This window comes from Aquabacter sp. L1I39 (genome assembly GCF_017742835.1).
GTDB lineage: Bacteria > Pseudomonadota > Alphaproteobacteria > Rhizobiales > Xanthobacteraceae > L1I39.
The window spans coordinates 4849961-4873121 of record NZ_CP072392.1 but is presented as its reverse complement, the minus strand read 5'-3'; the positions used below and the strand labels follow the sequence as shown (position 1 = coordinate 4873121).

17 protein-coding genes and 1 tRNA gene are annotated in these 23161 nt (G+C 67.7%); 10 read left to right on the top strand and 8 right to left on the bottom strand.

Annotated elements, in window-relative coordinates:
• Positions 1-2 precede the first annotated feature (2 nt).
• Positions 3-1742 (bottom strand): sensor histidine kinase, encoded by a 1740-nt coding sequence (locus J5J86_RS22070; RefSeq protein WP_209102172.1) that lies wholly within the window; start codon positions 1740-1742, stop codon positions 3-5.
• Between the two features lie 403 nt (positions 1743-2145).
• On the opposite strand from J5J86_RS22070, the gene J5J86_RS22065 reads away from it, so the two are divergent.
• Positions 2146-3486, top strand: a complete 1341-nt coding sequence (locus J5J86_RS22065) for a dicarboxylate/amino acid:cation symporter (RefSeq protein WP_209102170.1) — start codon at positions 2146-2148, stop codon at positions 3484-3486.
• Between the two features lie 139 nt (positions 3487-3625).
• Here the strand turns inward: J5J86_RS22065 and J5J86_RS22060 are convergent, their stop codons facing one another.
• Together J5J86_RS22060 and J5J86_RS22055 are read right to left on the bottom strand one after the other, a co-directional pair.
• Positions 3626-4678, bottom strand: coding sequence for a GGDEF domain-containing protein (locus tag J5J86_RS22060; RefSeq protein ID WP_209102169.1), 1053 nt, complete (start codon positions 4676-4678; stop codon positions 3626-3628).
• A gap of 265 nt (positions 4679-4943) precedes the next feature.
• Positions 4944-5378, bottom strand: a complete 435-nt coding sequence (locus tag J5J86_RS22055) for a MerR family transcriptional regulator (protein WP_209102167.1) — start codon at positions 5376-5378, stop codon at positions 4944-4946.
• A gap of 86 nt (positions 5379-5464) precedes the next feature.
• Between J5J86_RS22055 and J5J86_RS22050 the strand changes: the two genes are divergently transcribed.
• Positions 5465-7666, top strand: a complete 2202-nt coding sequence (locus J5J86_RS22050; RefSeq protein WP_209102165.1) for a heavy metal translocating P-type ATPase — start codon at positions 5465-5467, stop codon at positions 7664-7666.
• Positions 7667-7780: 114 nt separating this feature from the next.
• On the opposite strand, the gene J5J86_RS22045 is transcribed toward J5J86_RS22050, so the two are convergent.
• Positions 7781-7855: transfer RNA gene (locus J5J86_RS22045), tRNA-Thr, on the bottom strand.
• Between the two features lie 224 nt (positions 7856-8079).
• Here J5J86_RS22045 and J5J86_RS22040 point away from each other — a divergent pair.
• From J5J86_RS22040 to J5J86_RS22025, 4 genes are all read left to right on the top strand, one after another.
• A complete protein-coding gene (locus J5J86_RS22040; RefSeq protein WP_209102163.1) occupies positions 8080-9240 on the top strand; it encodes an ABC transporter ATP-binding protein in 1161 nt (386 codons plus the stop codon).
• A 99-nt stretch (positions 9241-9339) separates the two neighbouring features.
• Positions 9340-10251, top strand: a complete 912-nt coding sequence (locus J5J86_RS22035) for an ABC transporter permease subunit (RefSeq protein WP_247658662.1) — start codon at positions 9340-9342, stop codon at positions 10249-10251.
• Positions 10248-11066, top strand: coding sequence for an ABC transporter permease (locus J5J86_RS22030; protein ID WP_209102159.1), 819 nt, complete (start codon positions 10248-10250; stop codon positions 11064-11066). Before J5J86_RS22035 ends, J5J86_RS22030 begins: the two co-directional genes overlap by 4 nt.
• A 179-nt stretch (positions 11067-11245) precedes the next feature.
• Complete coding sequence (locus J5J86_RS22025) at positions 11246-13189, top strand: acyltransferase family protein (RefSeq protein ID WP_209102157.1); 1944 nt, start codon at positions 11246-11248, stop codon at positions 13187-13189.
• A gap of 189 nt (positions 13190-13378) precedes the next feature.
• Here the strand turns inward: J5J86_RS22025 and J5J86_RS22020 are convergent, their stop codons facing one another.
• The 4 genes from J5J86_RS22020 to J5J86_RS22005 are packed head-to-tail and all read right to left on the bottom strand — an operon-like array spanning position 13379 to position 20203.
• The gene (locus tag J5J86_RS22020) at positions 13379-15445 is read right to left on the bottom strand and encodes a hypothetical protein (RefSeq protein WP_209102155.1); all 2067 of its coding nucleotides are present in this window, start codon (positions 15443-15445) and stop codon (positions 13379-13381) included.
• A complete protein-coding gene (locus tag J5J86_RS22015; protein WP_209102153.1) occupies positions 15442-18264 on the bottom strand; it encodes a DUF4159 domain-containing protein in 2823 nt (940 codons plus the stop codon). Before J5J86_RS22015 ends, J5J86_RS22020 begins: the two co-directional genes overlap by 4 nt.
• Positions 18261-19205: a DUF58 domain-containing protein gene (locus tag J5J86_RS22010; RefSeq protein ID WP_446698639.1), complete on the bottom strand. Its 945-nt coding sequence runs from the start codon at positions 19203-19205 to the stop codon at positions 18261-18263. Before J5J86_RS22010 ends, J5J86_RS22015 begins: the two co-directional genes overlap by 4 nt.
• Entirely contained in the window at positions 19202-20203 is a 1002-nt protein-coding gene (locus J5J86_RS22005) for an AAA family ATPase (protein WP_209102152.1), read from the bottom strand. Before J5J86_RS22005 ends, J5J86_RS22010 begins: the two co-directional genes overlap by 4 nt.
• Before the next feature lie 185 nt (positions 20204-20388).
• On the opposite strand from J5J86_RS22005, the gene J5J86_RS22000 reads away from it, so the two are divergent.
• From J5J86_RS22000 to J5J86_RS21985, 4 genes are read left to right on the top strand one after another with little or no spacing between them, the layout of a single operon-like run.
• On the top strand, positions 20389-21009 hold the full coding sequence (locus J5J86_RS22000) for a DUF1285 domain-containing protein (protein WP_209102150.1): 621 nt from the start codon (positions 20389-20391) through the stop codon (positions 21007-21009).
• Positions 21006-21650 carry a CoA pyrophosphatase gene (locus tag J5J86_RS21995; RefSeq protein ID WP_209102148.1) on the top strand — a complete coding sequence of 215 codons (645 nt, stop codon included), beginning with the start codon at positions 21006-21008 and terminating at the stop codon, positions 21648-21650. The genes J5J86_RS22000 and J5J86_RS21995 overlap by 4 nt, the downstream gene beginning before the upstream one ends.
• A complete protein-coding gene (locus tag J5J86_RS21990) occupies positions 21650-21910 on the top strand; it encodes a DUF6111 family protein (RefSeq protein WP_209102146.1) in 261 nt (86 codons plus the stop codon). Before J5J86_RS21995 ends, J5J86_RS21990 begins: the two co-directional genes overlap by 1 nt.
• Positions 21907-23136: a CCA tRNA nucleotidyltransferase gene (locus J5J86_RS21985; protein ID WP_209102144.1), complete on the top strand. Its 1230-nt coding sequence runs from the start codon at positions 21907-21909 to the stop codon at positions 23134-23136. The genes J5J86_RS21990 and J5J86_RS21985 overlap by 4 nt, the downstream gene beginning before the upstream one ends.
• Positions 23137-23161 lie beyond the last annotated feature (25 nt).

Sequence of the window (23161 nt, the reverse complement as noted above, 5' to 3'; positions counted from 1 at the left end):
GGTCAGGCCCTCGCCAAAGTGAGAATGAAGACCGCGCCGGGCCCCTCGCCAGCGGTGAAGGTGCCGCCGCATTCGGCGACGATGTCGCGGGCGATGACGAGGCCGAGGCCGAGCCCTTCCGGCTTGGTGGTGACGAAGGGCATGAACAGGGCCTCGCGCACGCTCGCCGCCAGCCCCGGCCCGTTGTCGGAGACGGTGACCACCGCCATGGTTCCCTCCGTCCGCGCGGTGATGCGGATGCGCCCGTCGCGCCGCCCATCCAGCGCCTCGATGGCGTTCTGCAGCAGGTTCACGAACACCTGTTCCAGGCGGATGCGAGCGGCGCGCACCACCAGGTCGGTGATGGGGATGTGGATCTCCAGCGCCACTTTCTGTTCGGCGAGGCGATGGCGCACCAGAAGGCGCGCCCCTTCCAGCACGGCGCGCAGCGATACCGGCTCCATGTCGGCGGGGGCCTTGCGGGCGAACGCGCGCAATTCGCCGGTGATGGCGCCCACCCTTTGCGTGAGGTCGTCGATGATGGCGAGATTGGCGCGGGCGGAGGCGGGATCGCCCCGCTCCAGGAACAGGCGGGCATTTTCCCCATAGGTGCGGATGGCCGCCACAGGCTGGTTCACCTCATGGGCGACGGAGGCGGCGATCTGGCCAAGCACCGCCAGCTTGTTGGCCTGCACCAGTTCGTCCTGAAGATGGCCGAGGGCGGCCTGGGTGCGGCGGCGCTCCTCCATCTCGGCGGTGAGGCGGGCATTGGCGTCGCTGAGCGCCTGTGTCCGCTCGCTGACGCGGGCCTCCAGTTCCCGCCGGGCGGTCGTCGCCCGGTCCCGCTCGCGGGCAAGACTGCGCCGGCGGGCGGTCCAGATGCCGACACCGCCGAAGCCCGCCACCCCCAGCAGCAAGGCGAGCGAGCGGGCCGCCGTGGTGGCCAGCGGCACCGAGGGGGCTGTCGGGGCAAGCACATGGAGCGTCCAACCGGACGTGCGCAAGGGCGCGTCGGAGGCAACGAAGGTCTGGCCCGCCAGGGCTGGCGGGGCCGCGACCACGGCGGCGCCCGGCAGGTCGCGCGCGGGGCGGATGGGCAGCATGGCGAGCGGGGCATCGCCGAACTGGAGGCTGGCGCGGATCTCCGCCCGCTGGGCTGCATCCAGCGGCACCGTGGTGTGAAAGCGCCAGGCCGGCTCGCTCGCCACCAGCACGATGCCGCGCTCATCGGTGACGAAGGCAGGTTCCGGCAGGGCGTGCCAGGCGTCCTCCGTGGCGCCGAACTCCGCCTTCACCACCACCACGCCGAGCGGCCCCGTGGTGCCCTCGATCCGCCGCGAGAGATAAAGGCCCGGCCGATGGCTCACCGTGCCGAAGGCGAAATGCGCGGCCTGGCCGTCTTTCATGGCGCCGGTGAAATAGGGGCGGAAGGCGTAGTTGCTGCCGACGAAGCTCTCGGCGGTGCGGTAATTGCTGGCGGCGCGGGTCAGGCCCTGGGCGTCGATCACATAGATGGCGCCCGCCCGGCTTTCCTGCGCGATGCGCTCCAGCCGCTCGTCGAGGGCGAGGAGCTGGCCCTCCTGCGGATCGGCAAGGGCCGCCCGCACGCCGGGATCATCGGCGAGCACCAAAGGCAAGGAGCGCTGCTTTTCGATCTCCGAGCGCAGCATGGCGCCGCGCAGCGCCACCGCTGCTTCCGCCGTGGCCCGCAATTGGGAGAGCGCCCAATTCTCCGCCACCCGCGCGGCCGCTGCGTCCAGCATCACCAGGGCGCCGAGTGCCAGCGTGACGAGGATCAGAAAGGAGAGGCGGCGCCGGCGGGGCGCGCGGGCACCGGCCGCTGGCGAAGGGGAGGGAGGCGGCGCGGGGGCCAGGGGGGCCTCCGATACGGAATGGTCGCTATTGGCCAGGGGAGGGCTCCGGAATGTGCGGAAAGTCGCACGCGACTTTGGGCGATATTGTGCGAAATTTCGCACATTGCGTCAAATCAGCGGCAGCGACACGGCAAAAAGACGTGTGAATTCAAGCGGGTTTCCGAGCCCCTGATGCCGCGCGCCCTGGCACGGGGCTTGCCGAAGGAGGCGCGAGGCATCCGCCTCGTCCGTTCACCCGGTCCCGAAGGCGCCCTGTTTGAAGAGGTGCCGAAGGCCCAAAGGAGAAACGCCCATGGCGCTCGCCGTTCCGGCGCCGGCCCCGGCCGCGCGTCGCAAGCTGCATCATCACCTGTATTTCCAGGTGCTCGTGGCCATCATTCTCGGCATCCTGCTGGGCCACTTCTACCCCAAGTTCGCGGTGGAACTGCGTCCCCTGGGCGATGCCTTCATCAAGCTGGTGAAGATGGTCATCGCCCCCGTGATCTTCCTCACCGTGGTCAGCGGCATCGCGGGCATGCGGGACCTCGGCAAGGTCGGGCGCGTGGCCGGCAAGGCCATGATCTACTTCCTCACCTTTTCCACCCTGGCGCTCATCATCGGCCTCGTGGTCGGCAATGTGGTGCAGCCCGGCGCGGGCATGAACATCAATCCCGCGACGCTGGACCCCAAGGCGACCGCCGACTACATCGCCAAGGCCCACGATTCCACCATCGTCGGCTTCCTGATGAACATCATCCCGGCGACGCCGTTTAGCGCCATGGCCTCCGGTGACATTCTCCAGGTGCTGTTCTTCGCGGTTCTGTTCGGTATCGCGCTCGCCGGCATCGGCGACAAGGCCGAGCCGCTTTTGACCGTGCTGCACTCCACTGCCCAGGGCATGTTCCGCCTGGTGGCCATCCTGATGCGCGCGGCCCCCGTCGGCGCCTTTGGTGCCATGGCCTTCACCATCGGCCGCTACGGCCTCGGCTCTATCGTGAGCCTGGCCATGCTGCTGGTGACCTTCTACATCACCTCGTTCCTGTTCGTGTTCGTGGTGCTCGGCGCGGTCGCCCGCTACAACGGCTTCTCGCTCTGGAAGCTCCTGAAATACATCAAGGAAGAGCTGCTCCTTGTGCTCGGCACCTCGTCCTCGGAAGCCGCGCTGCCGAGCCTGATGGAAAAGATGGAGAAGGCGGGCTGCCACCGCTCCGTGGTTGGGCTCGTGGTGCCTACCGGCTATTCCTTCAACCTGGACGGCACCAACATCTATATGACGCTGGCGGCGCTCTTCATCGCCCAGGCCACCGGCATCCATCTCAGCCTGTGGGATCAGATCCTGCTTCTGCTGGTGGCCATGCTGTCCTCCAAGGGCGCGGCGGGCATCACCGGCGCGGGCTTCATCACGCTCGCCGCCACGCTCTCCGTGGTGCCTTCCGTTCCGATTGGCGGCATGGCGCTCATTCTCGGTATTGACCGCTTCATGTCCGAGTGCCGGGCCATCACCAATTTCATCGGCAACACGGTGGCCACCATCGTGGTGGCTCGCTGGGAAGGCGAATTGGACGAGGCGCGCCTGGCTGCCGCCCTCTCCGGCCGGGTTCCGCTTGGCCATGAGATGAAGGTGGCCGAGGAATATATGGACGCCATCGACTGAACACCCCGCTCCGGCGCCGTGCAGGGCGCCGGGCGATCGCCGCGGCCGACGGTGAGGGGCCGAAGCCGCGACACCGGTTCCTGCGGGGGAGCCGGGGAGGCCGCGATGCGAGAGCGTCGCGGCCTTTCTCATGGGCGCCTCACCCTTCCGCGCCGGCCAGGGCCGCGGGGGTCAAGGCCTCGCCCATGGCCTCGAACAGCACCACCCGGTCCCGCCCCAGCGCCTTGGCCCGATAAAGGGCACGGTCGGCCTCCGCCACCAGGCGATCCGTGTCGGCGGCCGCGCCCTGGTGAGTCGCCGCGCCGATGCTGGCGGTGACGCGTCCGGTGAGCGGATGGGGCATGTCGGCCGCCGCGATGTCGGCCCGAATGGCCTCCGCCAGCACGGCGGCGCCCGCAGCGTCGGTTCCCGGCAGGAGGATGGCGAATTCCTCGCCGCCATAGCGGGCGGCCATGTCGTCGGCCCGGTGCACCGCTTGGCCCAAACGCTGTCCCGCCCGTCGCAGCACCGCATCGCCGGCCGGATGGCCCGACACGTCATTGACCGCCTTGAAGTGGTCGAGGTCGACCAGCAGCAGCGAGACCGGAGCGCCAGTGCGCCGCGCCCGCCGGCCGGCCCGCTCCAGTTCCTCGTCGAAGGCCCGGCGATTGCCGAGGCCGGTCAGGGAATCGGTGTCGGCGCGGCGCTTCAGGTCCTGGTTGATCTTCCACAAGTCCAGCTCGTCCATGGCGATGGCGCCGAGGTCGGTGAGAGGGGCGATGTCGACGCCCGAGGTCTCCCGCACGGCCGCTCCGAGCACACACAGCGTGCCCACCGCCAGGTCCGGCGCCATCATCAGCGGCACCCCCGCATAGAAGCGGAACGGCAAAGAGGCCGCCACCGGATGGCCGACGAGGCGCGGGTCCGTGTGAAGGTCCCCCACCACCAGCGGTTGGCCGCTCTCGACGATGAGGTTGCACACCGTCCGCCGCCGCTCGATCACCGGCGCCAGACCGGGGCCGGACATCGCCTTCATCCACTGGTACGCATCGTCGATGAAGGACAGGAAGGCCACATCCACCTGATAGAGCGCGGTGGCGAGGCGGGTCAGCCGGTCGAACCGCTCATCCTGCCCGGTATCCATGATGTTGCAGGCGGCCAGCACCCGGAGGCGTTCGGCTTCGTTCGCGGGTGGTCGGGGCGGCTGCCACATTCTGTCGCTCCGTGGTCGCGGGTCGCTGGTTGGGGCAAGGTGTCCCCGGGCGATGGGGAATGGCAAGGGCGGGCGTCCCCCTCACGGGAACGTGCAGCTTGGCGGTGGCCTCTTTGGCGGCAGGTCGGGCGTCGGAGGGGACGGAGGGGGCAGGAGAGGGGCCTGCGTGGCGCGGGAACCCGGCCAAGCCCAGTTCAGGCCGTCCGGCGCCTTGATCCACCCTTGTTCCGTGGCGTCCAAGCCGAGATCACCGGCCATTTTGGCCCTATTCGTCGGCGAGCCGTCCATGGGTGTGGGTCGAATCGGCCAAGGTCTCGATCACCCGGCACTCCCCCACCCGCCCCGCGGCACATTGCTCCACCATCTTGCGCAACTCGCTCCGGAGCCGCTCCAACCGGGCGATCCGGCGCTCCACATCCTGGAGCCGGGCGGTGGCGATGGCATCGGCCGTAGCGCAGGATTGGTCAGGATCATCCTGCAATTTCAACAGGGTACGGATCTCGTCCATGGGAAAGCCCAGCTCGCGCGCATGGCGGATGAAGGCGAGCCGGCGCAGGTCGTCCGCCCCATAAAAGCGCCGGTTTCCCTCGCTGCGCGCCACTGCCGCCAGCAGGCCGATCTCCTCGTAATAGCGGATTGTAGGTATTTTTATACCACTTAACTTTGCCGCCTCCCCGATGGAATAGTCCAGTTCCGCCATTTTCCTCTTGCTCCTCCAGTCACTGGAGGATGTACCCACCCTGCCGGTTCCACAAGCGCCCCAGCGGCCCCAGATGGAGTTCGGCCATGTCGCAGGCGTCGTCCGCCACCACCCGTTTTCGCGTCGAGGGCATGGATTGCGCCTCCTGCGCCTTGAAGATCGAAACCGCCGTGCGCCGCCTTCCCGGCGTCGCGGCGGCGTCTGTCTCGGTCCAGGCGGGGACGCTGATTGTGGAGCATGGTCAAGGCTTTGAGGCGGACCGGGTGACCCGGCAGGTGGCCGGGCTCGGCTATGGGGTGAGGCCGGCCAATGCCGCTTCCCCCACCACACAAGCCGCGCCCTGCTGCGCCCACGCGCATGCCGATCATGCGCCCGCGCCCCCGCACGACCATTCCCATGCTCCCGCCGCCGTCGCGCCCGCCGCCGCCCCTTGGTGGCGCAGCCGCAAGGCGCGCCAAGCGGTGATCTGCGGCCTCGCCATTGTTCTGGCCTGGATGTCCGGCCGCATCTGGCCGGCGTCCGACCTGTGGGTCTTCCTCGCCGCCCTGCTGGTGGGCCTGCTCCCCATCGCCCGCCGCGCCCTGGCCGCCGCCCGCGCCGGCGCACCCTTCACCATCGAGACCTTGATGACCATTGCGGCGGTCGGCGCCGTGGCAATCGGGGCTGCGGAAGAGGCTGCCGCGGTGGTGTTCCTGTTCCTGATTGGCGAGATTTTGGAAGGAGTTGCCGCAAGTCGCGCCCGCGCCAGCATCGCTGGCCTCACTGCCCTCCTGCCCAAGACGGCGTTGCTTCAGGAGGACGGCAGCGCGCGCGAAGTGCCGGCGGAAACGCTGATCCCCGGCGCCGTCATCCTGGTGCGCCCCGGCGACAGGATCGCGGCGGATGGTCTTGTTCTGGAAGGGGAAAGTGCCGTCGACGAAGCCCCCGTCACCGGCGAAAGCATGCCCAAGCTCAAGGCGCCCGGCGATACCGTGTTCGCTGGCACCATCAATGGCGAGGCGGGCCTGAAGGTGGAAGTCACGGCCGCCGCCGCCGACAACACCATTGCCCGCATTGTGAAGTTGGTGGAGGAGGCCCAGGAAAGCAAGGCACCCACCGAACGCTTCATCGACAAATTCTCCCGCTATTACACGCCCTTGGTGCTGGTGGCCGGCGCCCTGGTGGCGCTGGTGCCACCCCTGGTCTACGGACAGGCTTGGGGAGATTGGACCTATCGCGGCCTTGCCGTTCTGCTGATCGGCTGCCCCTGCGCGCTGGTCATCTCCACCCCCGCCGCCATCGCCGCGGGCCTGGCGGCCGGTGCCCGGCGCGGCCTCCTGATGAAGGGCGGCGCGGTGCTGGAACGCTTGCGCCAAGCCACTTTGGTGGCCTTCGATAAGACCGGGACGCTCACCGAAGGACGGCCGGTGGTGACGGACATCGTCGGGCTTGGCCGCACCGACGACGACGTGCTGGCGCTCGCCGCAGCGGTGGAGACCGGCTCAAGCCATCCGCTGGCCACCGCCATCCTGTCTGCCGCCGGAGAGAGGGGCCTTGCCGTGCCCCCGGTCTTCAGCGTGAAAGCTATTCCGGGACAAGGCGTTGCCGGTGTTGTGGACGGGGTGGGTATCGCCCTGGTCTCCCCTCGCGCCGCCACCGAGCGGTCGATTCTCCTGCCCGAGCAGGTGGCCCGGATCGCCGCCTTCAGCGATGACGGTAAAACCGTGGCCGTGCTCCTCATCAATGGTGCACCAGCCGGCATCCTCGCCTTGCGCGATGGTCTTCGGTCGGATGCCGAGCAGGGCATCAGGGCCTTGAGGGACATGGGTATTTCCGCCGCCATGCTGACCGGCGACAATCCCCGGGCGGCTGCGGCCATCGCCGCCCCCCTCGGCATCGAGGCCCATGCGGGCCTGCTGCCCCAGGACAAGCAGCGCCAGGTGCTGGCATGGCAGAGCGAGGGCCAGGTGGTGCTGAAGGTGGGCGACGGCATCAATGACGCCCCAGCGCTTGCCGCGGCCGATATTGGGATCGCCATGGGTGGGGGCACCGATGTGGCCCTGGAAACGGCCGACGCGGCCATCCTGCACGGCCGCGTGGCGGATGTCGCCCGCATGGTCCGCCTGTCTCGGCAGGTGATGCAGAACATCGCGCAGAACATCGCCATTGCCCTGGGACTGAAGGCGATTTTTCTGGTGACAACCATTGCCAGCATCACTGGCCTATGGCCCGCCATTCTCGCCGATACGGGGGCCACCGTCCTCGTCACCCTCAACGCCCTGCGCCTCCTCTCGCCCCGCCTGGACTAAGGCGGGGCGGCCGCGGAGCCGCCTCCACGAGTAAAGACGCGGGACAAAAGCCGTTCGACACGCTTCGGCCCGCTTTGGCCAACGTCGTTCGCTTGTATTTTGAAAGGCTTAGGATGGTGCTGCGAGAGAGGATTGAACTCTCGACCTCTCCCTTACCAAGGGAGTGCTCTACCACTGAGCTACCGCAGCGACTGGCGGCGACGAACGTTTCCGTCGCGAGCGGGCTGTTCCTGCCACAAGCCGGCGGGTGGTGCAAGCCTTGCCGACTGCGGAACTGACGGCAAGCTTGCTTACCCACAGATCCTCTCTCCGCTCGCGCTGCAACGCATCATTTTTGCGCTTGCACATGACTTGAGCATGACGGCGGCGCAAGCTAGCCTCCTACCGTGCGGCAACGAGGGGAAGCGGGGCTCATGTCGAAACCACGGACTCAGACCATCGGCGCCGTGCGGCGCACCTTCGCCCCCTGGGCCGACCCTTCGGCCACGCCGCTGATCCGGTTTGAGAATGTGATCAAGCGCTTCGGCGATTTCGTCGCCGTCAACAATGTCAGCATCGACATCTACGAGCGCGAATTCTTCGCCCTTCTCGGGCCCTCCGGCTGCGGCAAGACCACTTTGATGCGCATGCTCGCCGGTTTCGATGAGCCGACCGAAGGACGCGTCACCCTTGCGGGCCAGGACCTGGTGGGCGTGCCGCCCTATCAACGGCCAGCGAACATGATGTTCCAGTCTTACGCTCTGTTCCCGCACATGAGCGTCGCCGACAACATCGCCTTCGGTCCGCGTCAGGCCGGCTTGCCCAAGGGCGAGGTGACGCAGCGGGTTGAGGAGATGCTGGCCCTGGTGAAGTTGGAGAAGTTTGCCAAGCGCAAGCCGCACCAATTGTCCGGCGGCCAGCGCCAGCGCGTGGCGCTCGCCCGCGCGGTGGCCAACCGGCCGAAGGTCCTCTTGCTGGACGAGCCGCTGGGCGCTCTCGACAAGAAGCTGCGCGAGGAAACCCAGTTCGAGCTCATGGACCTGCAGATGAAGCTCGGCATGACCTTCCTGATCGTGACTCACGACCAGGAAGAAGCCATGACGGTTGCCGACCGCATCGCGGTCATGAACCAGGGCAAGCTCGTTCAGGTGGCGCCCCCCGCCACCATCTACGAGCAGCCCTCGACCCGCTATGTGGCGGACTTCATTGGTGATGTGAACATTCTCGACTGCAAGGTGGTGAACTGTGCGGGGGGAGAGGTGGTGCTGCACTCGCCGCTCACATCCGCGCCCATCCGCATGTCGCAGACGGTGGACGCCAAGGTGGGTGATACCGTCTTCCTGGCCGTGCGACCGGAAAAGATGCGGATCTCACTCGAAGCGCCAGCGGAGGGAACGGAAAATCTCTTCGAGGGCACCATCTGGGACATCGGATACCTGGGCGACCTGTCCATTTATCATGTGGAAACGCCATGCGGTACGCGCATCAAGGTGTCGCTGCCCAACCAGTCCCGTGTGGTCGAGCGGCCCATCACCTGGGAGGACAAGGTCTATGTGACCTTTGCTCCCCATGCGGGCGTGGTGCTCTGCAACTGAAGCTAGGCCGTCTCCCGCCATAGCGGGAGGCTTTTGGGAAGGCCGGGTCCGAGCGGGCCGGCCGTCGACCGCGAGGATGAAAAGGGGGCGCCCATGGCCATGGCGGGTGAAAAGGGACGCGGACGATTCTTCGTCATCGCCATTCCCTATATTTGGTTGCTGCTGCTGTTCCTGGTGCCGTTCTTCATCGTGATGAAGATCAGCCTGTCGCAGGATGTGATCGCGTCGCCGCCTTACACGCCGTTACTCGATCTCTCCAAGGGCTGGTCCGGCTTTTTGGACTTCGTGTCGCAGCTGTCCTTTTCCAATTACTTTTACGTGCTGGATGGGGACAATGAGTTTCTGGGTGCCTACGGCTCCAGTCTCGTCATTGCCTCCATCTCCACCATACTTCTGCTGCTGGTGGGGTATCCTATCGCCTATGGCATGGCGCGGGCCTCGCGAAGCATCCAGCCAACGCTGCTGATGCTGATCATCCTGCCCTTCTGGACCTCATTCCTGATCCGGGTCTATGCCTGGATCGGGATCCTGTCGCCCGAAGGCCTTCTCAATCAGGCGCTCCAGGCGGTGGGGCTGATTGATGAACCACTGCAGATCCTCAATACCGACCTCGCGGTCTATATCGGCATTGTCTATTCCTACCTGCCCTTCATGGTGCTGCCGCTCTATTCGGCCCTGGAAAAGCTGGACGGCACCTTGCTGGAGGCTGCGCAGGATCTTGGCTGCACTCCGCTGAAGGCCTTCTGGCTCATCACCTTTCCTCTCTCTTTGCCGGGCGTCGCGGCGGGTGCGCTCTTGTGCTTCATTCCGGCGGTGGGCGAGTTCGTGATCCCGGATCTGCTGGGTGGCTCCGACACCATGATGATCGGCAAGTCGCTGTGGACCGAGTTCACGGTGAACCGGTCCTGGACCTCCTCCTCGGCAGTGGCGGTGCTTCTGCTCTTGGTGCTGGTGGTCCCGATCGTGATCTACCAGAATATCCAGGCACGCCAGCTGGAGGCGGGAAAATGAACAAAGGCATGTCCTGGTTCAACGTGACGTCCATCGTCGCCGGCTTCGCTTTTCTCTACATCCCGATCCTGTTGCTGGTGATCTATTCCTTCAACGCCTCGCGTCTCGTCACGGTGTGGGCAGGCTTCTCCTTGCAGTGGTACGCTTCGCTGCTGGAAAATGAGCAATTGCTCGACGCCGCATGGGTGACGCTGCGTGTGGCCTTCATCTCCTCGCTCATTGCCACGGTTCTCGGTACCATGGCGGCGCTGGCGCTCACCCGTTACGGCCGCTTCTTCGGCCGGACCCTGTTCTCGGGCATGACCTATGCGCCGCTCGTGATGCCGGAAGTCATCACCGGCCTATCGCTACTGCTGCTGTTCGTGGCCATCGGCTTCGAGCGTGGCTTCTGGACCATCACGCTGGCGCACATCACCTTCACCATGTGCTTCGTTGCGGTGGTGGTGCAGTCGCGGCTCGTCACCTTCGACCGCTCGCTGGAAGAAGCGGCGCTCGATCTTGGTTGCACGCCTTTCAAGACCTTCTTCATCATCACGCTGCCACTGATCCTGCCAGCGGTGGTGTCGGGCTTCCTGCTGGCCTTCACGCTTTCCATGGATGACCTGGTGATTGCCAGCTTCACCACGGGCCCGGGAGCGACCACCTTGCCCATGCGCATCTATTCACAGGTGCGCCTGGGCGTGACGCCGGAAATCAACGCGGCTTGCACCATCCTCATCGCCATCGTCACAGTGGTGGTTCTCATCGCCTCCGTGGTCACCAAGCATCAGGAAAAGGTCCGCGAGGCTGAAGAGCGGGCGGCCGCCGCCCAATAGCGCAGGCCCGTCTCCTCCGGCCTTTGGCGCCCGGCTTCGGCCGGGCGCTGTCGTTTCTCATGCCGGGGATACGGTGCGGCCGTGCCACAGGCGCGGGAAAACGGCGCCGTGGAGTGGCACCACGCGAAACATTCTGCAAAAAGGAGAAACGGCGGAGAAATGGATCGGCGTCCGGGTGAATGCAGTACAGGGCAGATATTGGCGGCTTGCGCGCCCTGGCAGTCCTTCCGGTCGTCCTCTACCACCTCGACGAGCGGCTGGTGCCCGGCGGCTATGTGGGCGTCGACATTTTCTTCGTCATCTCCGGTTATCTCATCACCAAGCTCCTGGCCCGAGACCTTGACGAGCGGCAATTCAGCCTGCTGACCTTCTATGACCGGCGTGTCCGGCGCATCGTGCCTGCCTATGCGGCGGTGGCGCTCGCGACGTCGGTGGCGGCGCTCATTCTGTTGCCGCCGGGGATGCTTGTGGCCTTCGGGAAGTCGCTTCAGGCCGCCTCCACCTTTCTGGCCAACCGCTATTTCCTCTCCGCCACCGGCTATTTCGGCGCGGCGCCCGACGAGCAATGGCTGCTCCACACCTGGTCGCTCTCGGTGGAGGAGCAATTCTACCTGGCTTGGCCGCTGCTATTGGCGCTCCTGTTTCATCCGCGGCTTGCCCGCATCCGGCCCTATGTGATCTGGGCGCTGATCCTGGCGTCCCTGGTGGTTTCCACCCGCAATGCGGTGTTCCGGCCGGCGCCGGCTTTCTACAATTCCGCCGGCCGCTTCTGGGAATTGCTGTTGGGAGCGGCGCTGGCGCTCGGCTATCTGCCGCGCCTGCGCGCGCTCTGGCAGGGGGAGGCGGTGGCGCTGGTGGGCCTGGGGCTCATCGCCTTTGCCTATGCCACGTTCAATCACGACACGATCTTTCCCGGTGCCTCCGCGCTTGTCCCGACCCTGGGGGCCCTCTGCCTGATCTGGGCGGGGGAGGAGAGGCGGATCACGCGGGTCGGCCGCCTCCTGTCGCTTGCACCCTTGGTGTGGATCGGCCTCATCTCCTATTCGCTCTATCTGTGGCACTGGCCGATCATCGCCATCCATCGCTTCCTTACCTTCCGCGGGCCGGATCTCATGGAGGGCGTCGGCCTGTTCGTCGCCATGCTGCTGGTTTCCACGCTCTCCTGGCGCTTCGTTGAGGCACCATTCCGCCGCCATGGACCGGCGCGCCCTGCCAGCGAATGGCGCAGCGTCGGGGTTGGCGTGGCGGTGCTGGCGGGCTTGGCGGGCATTGCCTGGGTGATGGTGGCAACGGGGGGATTGCCCAGCCGCGCCACGGCCGCCTATCTAGAGGCTGAGCGGACGGTCGGTACCTACTGGCAAGGCCGCGCCATCTGCCTCCTCGGGCCCGGCGGCACCCTCCCGCCGGAGGGGCAATGCCGGTTCGGCGATCCCGATCCCCGCGCCCCGGTCGTGGCCCTGTGGGGTGATTCCTTCGGCGACCATCACGGCCCCGCCCTCGACCGCCTCGGCCGGGAGGAGGGGTTCGGCGTCTGGCAGGTCACCAAGGCGGGATGTGCACCGCTTGCCCCCGATCCGGCCTTGAGCCCCCTTGCCCGTTCCGAGCAGCAGGCGTGCAATGCCTTCCGCGCGCAGTCCCTGGAGCGGCTGGTGGGCGATCCGCGTGTGCGCCTGGTGGTGATTGCCGGCAATTGGGCCAATGACCCGCCCCCTGATCGCGCGCGCCTCGCTGCCGCGCTCGACGCTCTTTCGGCGGCGGGCAAGCCGGTTCTCCTGGTGGGCAGCGCGGGGGGCTTTCCCACGGGTGGTGGCCGCTGCGTGCTGCGTCGCCGATTCGCGGGCAGCGATGAGAGGGTTTGCGATGAAACGCGGGCGGCCTCGGATGCGGCGGCCGCGCCTCTCGAGGCCTGGCTGCAATCGCTGGCGGAGACGGGTACCGGTCGCGCCCTGTTCCGCCCGCGCCTCCTTTACTGCGACGCTACACGCTGCCGTCCCACCGCCGATGGCGTGCCGCTCTTCCTGGATGGCGGGCACCTGGATGTGGCCGGTGCACTCCATGCGCTTGAAGCGTGGCGGGCGGTGCTGGTGCCGGCGCTGAAGGCGGCGGGGCCTCCGATGCGGTGATTTCGGAGCATTTCCGAGCGACTTGGGGCACGGTTCGCGTGAAGGAAATGCGTTGAAACAAGGGGACAGGGTGCTCTAGAGCATGCGCCGATCAGATGGCATCGCCATCTGATCGGATCACGCATTCTCTATCAATGGGTTAGAGGGCGATTCACTCATCAGATTGATTCAATCTGATGGGATCGCGCTCTAGCGCCCCTCGCGAATCCAGCTCAGGGAAATCAGTCCCAGAAGCAGCAGCAGCCCCGTGAGGCCGGCGAAGACCGGGAACAGGCCGATACCGGTCACCACGCTCACATCGCGGGTGCGCAGGCCCAACCAGTCCTCGCCCGCCAGGCGCTCGCCGGTGCTGACCGCCACCACGCGCGGCACGCCGCCGGACAGATCGGCCAGCCGCCAGATTCCCCCGCCGGTGGCGGTGGACATGGGCGCGAGCACCTCCTTGGTGCTGGTGACCTCGGCGAATTCCCTCGGGTTCAGGGGACCAATATTGGCGAGCGCGTTCAGATTGCCGTTGGCGGCGCGCCAAAGGCCCAATTGGTCGGCGGGCGTGGTGGCCCGCCAGAGGCCCGGTTCCACCTGGGTCATGGTGAGGGTGCGCTCGGGTCCGGTGGGCGGGGTGATGCGGGCCGGGGGCACGGTGTCGGCCATGGTCTGACGCTCTACCACCAGCTCGCGTCCGGACGTGAAGAGGCGCAAGCGCTCCTCCTCAAGGTCCGGCTCCTTCATGAGCCAGTGGGAGAGGCGGCGCAAAAGGTCGATATAGGGGCCGCCGCCCTCATAGCCCCGCGCCCACAGCCAGAAATGGTCGGATAGAAGAAGGGCCACCCGGCCCTCTCCGACCCGGTCGAGGATCAGCACCGGCTTGTCCTGCGGCCCCGCCAGCACGGCCGTGCCAGAGCGCGCCTCCGCATCAATGACGCGGAAGAAGCGGCTCCAGGACGGCGGATCGGTCTCCGCTCCGGGCAGAGCCCGCGTCACAGGGTGGCGCTTGCCGGGATTGGTCAATTGGGTGCGGAACGGTTGTTCGGTGGTGGCGCCCGTCGGGGCGGCCGGCAGGATCTCCTCCAGCGGCGTGTTGTAGAGCGAGCCGGGCTCCACATAGTCCGTGCCCGCCGCCACCAGGATGGCGCCGCCCGCGCGCACATAGCGCACAATATTGTCGAAATAGACCTGCGGCAGCACGCCCTGCTGGGAATAGCGGTCGAAGATGATCAGGTCGAAGTCGCGGATCTTGGTCTGGAACAGCTCGCGGGTGGGGAAAGCGATCAGCGAGAGTTCGTTGATAGGGGTGCCGTCCTGCTTCTCCGGCGGGCGCAGGATGGTGAAGTGGACGAGGTCCACATTGGCGTCGCTCTTCAGAAGATTGCGCCAAGTGCGTTCGCCCACATTCGGCTCGCCGGACACCAGCAGCACCCGCAGCTTGTCCCGCACGCCGTCAATGGAGACGGCGACGCGGTTGTTCATCGGCGTCAGCTCGTCGGCGAGCGGCGGCACTTCCACCTCGACGATGTTCGGCCCCGCATGGGTGATCTCCACCTCCACGGTGGCGGGCTGGCCAGTGGTGACCACGGGCGTCGCCACCACTTCGCCGTCCCGCCGGACGGTGGCGGTCAGTCGGGTTCCGGCAGGCAGCCCCTCGTCGGTGACGCGGAAGGTCAGCGCCTGCCTCTGGCCCACAATGCCAAAGCGGGGCGCCTTCTCCAGTGCAACGCGGCGGTCCTTCTCGCCGGAGCGTCCTGTGATCAGGCCATGGACCGGGGCTGAAAAGCCCAGCGCGGACGGATTGGACGGCACGTCATGGATGCGGCCGTCCGTGATCATCACGGCACCCGCCACGCGCTCGGGCGGCACGTCCGCAAGTCCTGCGGAGAGGGCGGCGAACAGGCGCGTGCCGTCGCTTTCCCCATCGCGTGCATTGGCCTCGATGACGCGCACCTCCACATTGCCCATGCGTTGCAGTCGTTCCACCAGCGCCGTCCGCGCCGCCTCGGTCTGGGCGGTGCGGTCGCCGAAATCCTGGCTGGCGCTCTTGTCCACCACCACCGCAGCCACCGAGGTCAGGGGCTCGCGCTCCTCCCGCGTGAGAGAGGGGTTGGCGAGTGCCAGAAGGCCGGCGCACAAGGCGAGTGCGCGGAACACCGCGCCCCGGGTGCGGGTGGCCAGCAGCAGGCCGGCCAGGAGCGCGGCCACCCCGGCCGCCGCCAGCAAGGCCGGCAGGGGAATGAAGGGGTCGAAGGTCAGCCCATAGGTCATTGGCCGAGGCGCTCCAGCAGGGCCGGCACATGCACCTGGTCGGCCTTGTAATTGCCGGTGAGCACATACATGGCGATGTTGGCCCCCGTGCGGAACGCAAATTCTCGCTGGCGCGGCTCGCCGGGGGTCAGGGGCAAGAGCGGTTCTCCGCTTTGTCCCACCGCCCAGGCCCCCGCCAAGTCATTGCCGGTGATGATGACGGGCGAGACGCCATCGCCCGCACGGGCCGGGCGCTCCTCGCCGTCGCGCACCAGCGGCAGCGCTTCCACCCAGGTGGTGCCGCCGGTGAAGCGGCCGGGGAAGTCGCGCAGAAGATAGAAGGCCTTGGTGAGCACATGGTCGCGCGGCACCGGCTCAAGCTCGGGAATGTCGAGGCCGGAGAGAATTTCCCGCAGCTTGCGGCCCGCGGGCGTCAGCGGGCCGGTGCCGCCGGGCGGCGCCTCCAGCGCGTCGCGGGTGTCGAAGATGACCGTGCCGCCCTGCTTCATGAAGGCATCCACCCGGGCCAGCACGGCTGCGCTTGGCGTCGGTGCGTTGGGCAGGATGGGCCAGTAGAGCAGGGGGAAGAAGGACAATTCGTCCTTGGCGATGTCGACGCCCATGGGCTCGCCGGCCTGGAGCGCGGTGCGCTGGCCGAGGAAGGTGGTGAGGCCCGCTAGGCCCGCCTGGCTGATCTTGTCCACCTCCGCATCGCCCGTGCGCACATAGGCCAGATGGGTTTGGTTGGCGGCCTTCACCGCATAGGCATCGTCCGCCCGCGCCGGGGAGGGCAGGGGGGCGAGGGTTGAGAGCGCCAGTGCGGTGAGCAGCGCACCCGCGACGGTGCGGGCGCGCCGGCCGGTCAGGCGAGACAGGCCGCCCGCCAGGAAAAGCACAGCCAACGCGTCCAGCAGCAGAAGGCCCAACATGGCCACAAGCACCGGGCCGCGCAGGTCGCGTTGCTCTCCCGCCCGCAGCGGCTCAACAGTCGCACCGAGCGGCGATGTGTCGAAGGGGGCGAGGCGGTCGGGGGGCAGAAGGGCATTGACCGCCACGAGGCCATCGGATGGACCATAGAAGCCCGGGGGATGCTCGGCGCTGGCACGTCCGGTGAAGGAGGCGGGCAGGGGCCGCACGAGGGGGCCGGCGGGCTGGAAGGCACCGAAGCCGTCCAGCACACGGCTCGGCCGGATGGCAGCGGGCGCGGCGCGTGTAGCAAGTGCTGTGGCAGGTCCTGCGGCCGGTGCCTCCTCCGCGACGGCCGCCGTGTCAGCGAGAGCGATCACGTGGCGCAACATCTCCACGAATGTGCCTGACAAAGGCAGGTTCGACCAGGACGTATCCGCGGTCACATGAAACAGCACAAGCGTTCCCTTGCCCCGGCGCACGCCGGTGACGAGGGGCGTTCCGTCCTTCAGGCTCGCCCAAGTGCGCTCGCCCAGCGCCCCGTCGGGCTCGGCCAGCACCTGGCGGGTGACGGTGACGTCGTCCGGCAAGGGCAGGTCGCGGAAGGGACCGTCCGGCGTGAGGTTTCCAAGCGCTTGCGGCGTCTCCCAGGACAGGGAACCGCCCAGTACCCGACCTCCGCGCCGCAGGCGCACCGGCAGGAGGTCGTCCTGCGCATTGGCAAGGCGCGGCCCGGCAAAGCGCACCAGCACGCCCCCCTCCTCAACGAAGCGCAGCAGGCGCGTGCGCGTGGCGGGGGGGATCGTGCCCACATCGGTGAGGATCAGAACCGGCACCCGCTGATCCAGCAGACGGTTAATGGCCTCGGCCGGCGCCCCCGCATCGGCGATGCGCACGTCCGCGAACGGGCCGAGCGCGCGGGAGAGGTAATAAGTGGGTGCTAGGAGGGGCTGGCCGGTATCAGAACTGGCGCCCGAGACCACGCCGACAGTTCGGCGGCGCCAGCGCTTATCGAGCAACTGCACCGCACCGGCGGAATGTTCGCCGACGATTTCCAGGCGGGCAATGTCGTTGCGCACTTCCACCGGGATGTCGAAGCGGGCTTCCGCCTCCTTGGCATCGGCAGCGAAGGAGAAGGGGGCTTCGCCGAGGCTGAGGCCCTTCTGGTCCCTGGCTTCCACCTGCCCGGCGCGGGGCGCGCCGGCTTCCGCCCGCAGCACCTTTACGCTGAGCGCACCGGCAGCATTTTCGGGCGCCGCAAGGGCAAGGGGCCCTGCGAGGCCGCCGCTGATCACCAGGGCCGGCTGAGCGAGCTTCATCTCGGGAAAGACAGCTCCGGCCGCCTCCTTCTGGAGATCCACGCCGTCGGAAATATAGACCAGCCCCGCCTGCGGCTCGGCAGCCACATGGCGCGCGGCGAGCGCGAAAGCGTCCTTGCGTTCCGGCAAATAGGGCACGGGCGCCAGGGAGCGCAGCTTCTCGCGCGCTTGCGCCGGAAGCAGGAGAGAAACCTCCTTCGGTACCTCGGCGGTGGGAATGAGTGCGATGCCGCGCCCCTCTGCTTCGGCCTGGTCGATGAGGCCGGACGCGGTGGCGATGCGCTGCTCCCAGGTGGGGGCCGAGGGCCAGCCCTGGTCGAGCACCAGGACCATGGGCCCGGACGCGCTCGGGGTCGCAGCCGGAGGATTCCAGACCGGACCCGCCGCTGCGAGGATCACCAGGGCGGCGAGCAGCAGGCGCAGCGCCGTCAGCCACCATGGCGTGCGCGCGGGGGTCTCTTCCTTCGGCTTGATCTCCAGCAGCAGGCGCGTGGGCGGGAACACCAGCTCGCGGGGCTTGGGCGGCACAACCCGCAGCAGGAACCAGAGCAAAGGCAGGGCGACGAAGGCTGCGAGAACAAGCGGTGCCGTGAAGGCGAGCGGCAATCCCATCATGCGGGGGCATCCTCCTGCCGCGATTCCGAGACGGCGGATCCCGGAGCATTGGCCCCCGCACCCATGCGGGCATGGAGCGCCAGCAGCAGCTCGCTGGCCGGACGGTCGGTGCGGTGGATCACGAAGCCCCAGCCGAGCCGCAGGCAGGTGTCGCGCAGCGCCGCGCGATGGACGGCGAGACGCGCCTCATAGTCCGGACGCCAGGCTTCCGCCCGCCCTACCGTCAGGCTTTCCCCGCCTTCCGAGGCGTGAAAGGCGATGCGGCCGGAAAAGGGGAAGGTCTCCTCCGACGGATCGACGATCTGCACCACATGGCCGTGCGCGCCCGAGCCCGCCAGCTGCTCGATGCGGCTGCACACAGCCTGTGTCGGACTCCAGAAGTCCCCCAGCAGCACCAGCTCCGCCAGAGGCGAAGGGCCGAATGCCGGCGGCAAGGCCGGCCCTGTGCCCGCATGCAGCACCGCCTCGGCCATGCGCTCGACGATGCGCCGGCTGGCGGAGGGGCGCAGAAGGTCTGGCACGCCAACCCGCTCGCCACCCTTCACCAGGAGGTCGGCAAGGGCGAAGGCGATCACCAGTGCACGGTCGCGCTTGGGCTGGAGACGTGCGGAGGCATAGGTCATGGACGGCGACAGGTTCGGCCAGACCCACACCGTGTGGGCCGCCTCCCATTCCCGCTCGCGCACATAAAGATGGTCGTCACGCGCCGAGCGGCGCCAATCCACCCGCGCGGCGGGCTCTCCGTCCAGGAAGCGGCGATATTGCCAGAAATTCTCGCCCGTGCCCGGCCGTCTCCGGCCGTGCAGCCCGTGCTGCACCGAGGCGGCGATGCGGCGCGCCTCCAGCACGAGGCGGGGCATGGAGGCCGAGAGGACCGAGGAGGCTTCCTTGGCCTGGTCGACGGACGTCTGGATCTCGGCCGCCACGGCGTGGTCCTTCACCCGAGCCGCTCGGTCAGCCGGCGCACGATGCCGGTCACCGACTGCCCGTCGGCGCGGGCGGCGAAGGTCAAGGCCATGCGGTGCTTCAGGACCGGCTCAGCGAGGGCTGTCACATCATCCACAGACGGCGCGAATCGCCCGTCGAGCAGGGCGCGGGCGCGCACGGCGAGCATCAGGGCCTGGCTGGCGCGAGGCCCGGGGCCCCAGGCGATATATTTGGCTTCCGGCCCGTCCGCGCCGGGGCGGGCGGAGCGCACCAGGGTCAGGATCGCCTCCACCACCGATTCGCCCACCGGCAGGCGGCGCACCAGGCGCTGGGCGGACAGGAGGTCGTCCACCGCCATGGCCGCGCGCGGCTTGGTGTCCTCGGCGCCGGTGGTGTCGAACAGGATGCGCCGCTCGGCGTCGCGGTCGGGATAGTCGACGTCGATTTCCATCAGGAAGCGGTCGAGCTGAGCTTCCGGCAGGGGATAGGTGCCTTCCTGCTCCAGCGGATTCTGGGTGGCGAGCACATGGAAGGGCTTGGGCAGGTCATGGCGCTCGCCGGCCACCGTGACATGATATTCCTGCATGGCCTGGAGCAAAGCGGACTGGGTGCGGGGGCTCGCGCGGTTGATTTCGTCGGCCATCAGCAACTGGGCGAAGATGGGGCCGCGGATGAAGCGGAAGGCGCGCTTGCCACCCATGCCCTCTTCCAGCACCTCGGCGCCCAGAATGTCGGAGGGCATGAGATCGGGTGTGAATTGCACGCGGCGGGCATCAAGGCCCAGCACCGTGCCCATGGTTTCCACCAGCTTGGTCTTGGCAAGACCCGGCACGCCCACGAGTAGCGCATGGCCACCCGCGAGAATGGTGATGAGCGCCCGGTCGATGACCGCTTCCTGGCCGAAGATGACGGATGCGATGGCGGTGCGGGCGGCACGCACGCTGGCGGCGGCCGTCTCCGCGTTGCGGATGATCATCTGGTCCAGGTCGAAGGTCTCGCTCGGTGCCGACATGCCATCACTCCCGTTCGCCGGCCATCCTCTCGCCGAAAGGCGGCGAGAGAAAGCCCGATCCGCTCCCGGCGAAATGATCCGATCGCGGAGGGCAGAAGTGCGAGCTTACGATAAGTTGGGGTCACGTCGACACGCCGCATCGCACGATCAGCGGATGCGGCCCTCAACTCCTTGAGAGGTGTCCCATGGGAGAACCTGCCGGCGGTGCGCCGTCGCCTCAGACCACGCCCTCGCGCCTCGATGGCCTGATTGCCGCCGCCTCCGCCGCCGGTGGACGGGGGCCCGCTCCGGTGGAGAAGTGGGATCCGCCCGATTGCGGCGACATGGACATGCGAATCGCCGCTGACGGCACCTGGTTCTATGCCGGTACACCCATCGGCCGGCCTGCTTTGGTGCGCCTGTTCGCCTCCGTCCTGACGCGCGAGGGGGCACGCTTCGTCCTGAAGACGCCGGCCGAAAAAATCGGCCTGGCCGTTGAAGACGCGCCGTTCCTGGCTGTGGATGTGGCACGCGAAGAGATGGAGGAAGGCCCGGTGCTGGTCTTCCGCACCAATCTCGACGATATCGTGCGGTGCGGTCCGGGCCACGATCTGCGCTTCGCGGTCGGTGCCGCGGCGGGGGACGTGCGCCCCTATGTGCATGTGCGGCGAGGACTGGAGGCACGCCTGACGCGGTCGGTCTTCATCGAGCTGGCCGATATGGGGGAGGTGCGCGAAGTGGAAGGTGTGGCCATGTTCGGCGTCGCTTCGGGCGGGCGCTTCTATCCCATGATGGCGGCTGCCGATCTCGACCGAGCCTCCGCATGAGCGAGATCGCGCTTGATCCGCTGGAGGATTTCCTCGCCCGCGCCCGCCGCCGGCTGCTGCAGGCGCCGCCCCCGCCCATGGCAGAGGGCGCGCAGGTGAATGGCGACCATTCCCTCTCCGACGACCCCGCGCTTCACGTCCCGCAGCGGGCGCCCCGCCATGCGGCCGTGCTGGTGCCCGTGGTGGCGCGGCCCCAGCCCACGGTGCTTCTGACCCTGCGCTCGGAGAAGCTGTCCCACCATCCCGGACAGATCGCCTTTCCCGGCGGCCGCATCGATCCCGGCGACCGGGATGAGGTGGCGGCGGCGCTGCGGGAGGCTTGGGAAGAGGTGGGTCTGGAAGCCGGCTTCATCACGCCGCTCGGTTTTCTCGACGGCTATCTCTCCAGCACCAACTTCTGGATCGTGCCGGTGGTGGCGCGGATTTCGCCAGACTATCATCTCAAGATCAATCCGGCGGAGGTGCAGGACGCCTTCGAAGTACCGCTGACCTTCCTGATGGCGCCCTCGAACCATCAGCGCCAGTCCGGGCTGCGCAATGGCGTGCTGCGTCATTTCTATGCCATGCCCTACCAGGATCATTTCATCTGGGGAGCGACCGCGGGGATGCTGAGAAACCTCTACGAACGGGTCTATGCCTGATGCTGCGCGCGCTGCTGATCGAAGGAAGCCTGTTCCTGCTGCCATTCGCTGCCTATGCGGCGTTCATGTATTTCAACCACCGGACCCTCGTCCTCGCGCACTGGACACCGAAGGCGATCATGCTCCTGTCGCTCGCGGCGCTGGTGCTCGTGGCCGCTGGGCTATTCTTTTTCGAGGAAGAGCGGGGGGCCAAGCCTGGTGCTCATTATACACCTGCGCGGGTGGAAGACGGCGTCTTCAAGCCGGGCCAGCTGAAGTGACGGTTCGGACCCTCGCCGGTTCTGCGTGGCTGGACAGCCCGCCGCTGCGCCGGGTGCTGGCGGTGCTCGACGGCGAGGGGGAGGAAGTGCGGCTCGTGGGCGGCGCCGTTCGGGACGCGCTCCTCGGCCGTCCGGCCGGAGAAGTGGATCTGGCGACCACTGCGCACCCGGCCGAAGTGATGCGGCGGGCACGGGGAGCCGGGTTGAAGGCGATTCCCACCGGGATTGAGCATGGCACCGTGACCGTTGTCGCCGACGGCATCGGCTTCGAGGTGACGACACTGCGCGAGGACGTGGAGACCGACGGGCGCCACGCGGTGGTCCGATTCGGTCGCGACTGGCGCGCCGATGCGCTGCGCCGGGACTTCACCATGAACGCGCTCTATGCCGGGCGCGATGGCGAGGTGATCGATTTCGTCGAAGGGCTGGCGGACCTTGATGCGGGGCGGGTTCGCTTCATCGGTGATGCGGAAGCCCGCATCCGAGAGGACCATCTTCGCATCCTGCGCCTGTTCCGCTTCCATGCCGGCTATGGCCGGGGCGCCATGGATCCGGCGGCGCTGCGGGCGGCGTTGCGGCAAAGGGAGGGCATGGCGCGCCTTTCCCGGGAGCGGATCGGCCGAGAGATCATCAAATTGCTCAAGGCTCCCAGGGCGCCCGATACGGTCCGGCTGATGAGCGAGACCGGCTTTCTGAACCGTGTCCTGGGCGGCATCGGCCATCTGAGCGCATTGGACCGCATGGCGCGACTGGAAGAGACGCTTGAGGAGCCCCTCTGTGCCCTGCGAAGGCTCGGAGCGGTCGGGGTCCGCATTGTGGAGGATGCGGATCGACTGCGCGAGCGTTTGCGGCTCTCCAACAGCGAGCATGGGCGGCTGATGGGGATGGCGCAAGCCGGTCCGATGCCGTCATCCCCGGCGGATGCGCGGCGGCTCATCTATGACCGGGGCGCGCTGGGGGCGCAGGACGTAATCCTTCAGGCGGCCGCGCGGGATGAGGAAAGTGCTGTGGCGGCGGGGGCAGCGCTCAGGGTGGTGCGCACTTGGTTGGTGCCCAAATCACCCTTCAGAGCCGCAGACCTTCAGGCACGAGGCATCAGCCCGGGACCGCACCTCGGTGCCGTCCTGCGTCGGGCGGAGAGCCTTTGGCGTGCGCTGGATTTTCCCGACGAAATGGAAACGGTGGAGAACATCCTCTCCACCGTGCTTGCCGAGCGTGGGGGCTGAAACCGCAAAGGGAAGCGAACGCCGC

Coding starts and splice junctions, on each gene's coding strand:
- J5J86_RS22060 (WP_209102169.1), bottom strand. CDS start 4,678: ATGTGGCAGCCGCCCCGACCACCCGCGAACGAAGCCGAACGCCTCCGG.
- J5J86_RS22040 (WP_209102163.1), top strand. CDS start 8,080: ATGTCGAAACCACGGACTCAGACCATCGGCGCCGTGCGGCGCACCTTC.
- J5J86_RS22005 (WP_209102152.1), bottom strand. CDS start 20,203: ATGTCGGCACCGAGCGAGACCTTCGACCTGGACCAGATGATCATCCGC.
- J5J86_RS22000 (WP_209102150.1), top strand. CDS start 20,389: ATGGGAGAACCTGCCGGCGGTGCGCCGTCGCCTCAGACCACGCCCTCG.
- J5J86_RS22020 (WP_209102155.1), bottom strand. CDS start 15,445: ATGACCTATGGGCTGACCTTCGACCCCTTCATTCCCCTGCCGGCCTTG.
- J5J86_RS22025 (WP_209102157.1), top strand. CDS start 11,246: ATGCAGTACAGGGCAGATATTGGCGGCTTGCGCGCCCTGGCAGTCCTT.
- J5J86_RS22030 (WP_209102159.1), top strand. CDS start 10,248: ATGAACAAAGGCATGTCCTGGTTCAACGTGACGTCCATCGTCGCCGGC.
- J5J86_RS21990 (WP_209102146.1), top strand. CDS start 21,650: ATGCTGCGCGCGCTGCTGATCGAAGGAAGCCTGTTCCTGCTGCCATTC.
- J5J86_RS22065 (WP_209102170.1), top strand. CDS start 2,146: ATGGCGCTCGCCGTTCCGGCGCCGGCCCCGGCCGCGCGTCGCAAGCTG.
- J5J86_RS21995 (WP_209102148.1), top strand. CDS start 21,006: ATGAGCGAGATCGCGCTTGATCCGCTGGAGGATTTCCTCGCCCGCGCC.
- J5J86_RS22055 (WP_209102167.1), bottom strand. CDS start 5,378: ATGGCGGAACTGGACTATTCCATCGGGGAGGCGGCAAAGTTAAGTGGT.
- J5J86_RS22035 (WP_247658662.1), top strand. CDS start 9,340: ATGGCGGGTGAAAAGGGACGCGGACGATTCTTCGTCATCGCCATTCCC.
- J5J86_RS22070 (WP_209102172.1), bottom strand. CDS start 1,742: ATGCTGGACGCAGCGGCCGCGCGGGTGGCGGAGAATTGGGCGCTCTCC.
- J5J86_RS22015 (WP_209102153.1), bottom strand. CDS start 18,264: ATGATGGGATTGCCGCTCGCCTTCACGGCACCGCTTGTTCTCGCAGCC.
- J5J86_RS22050 (WP_209102165.1), top strand. CDS start 5,465: ATGTCGCAGGCGTCGTCCGCCACCACCCGTTTTCGCGTCGAGGGCATG.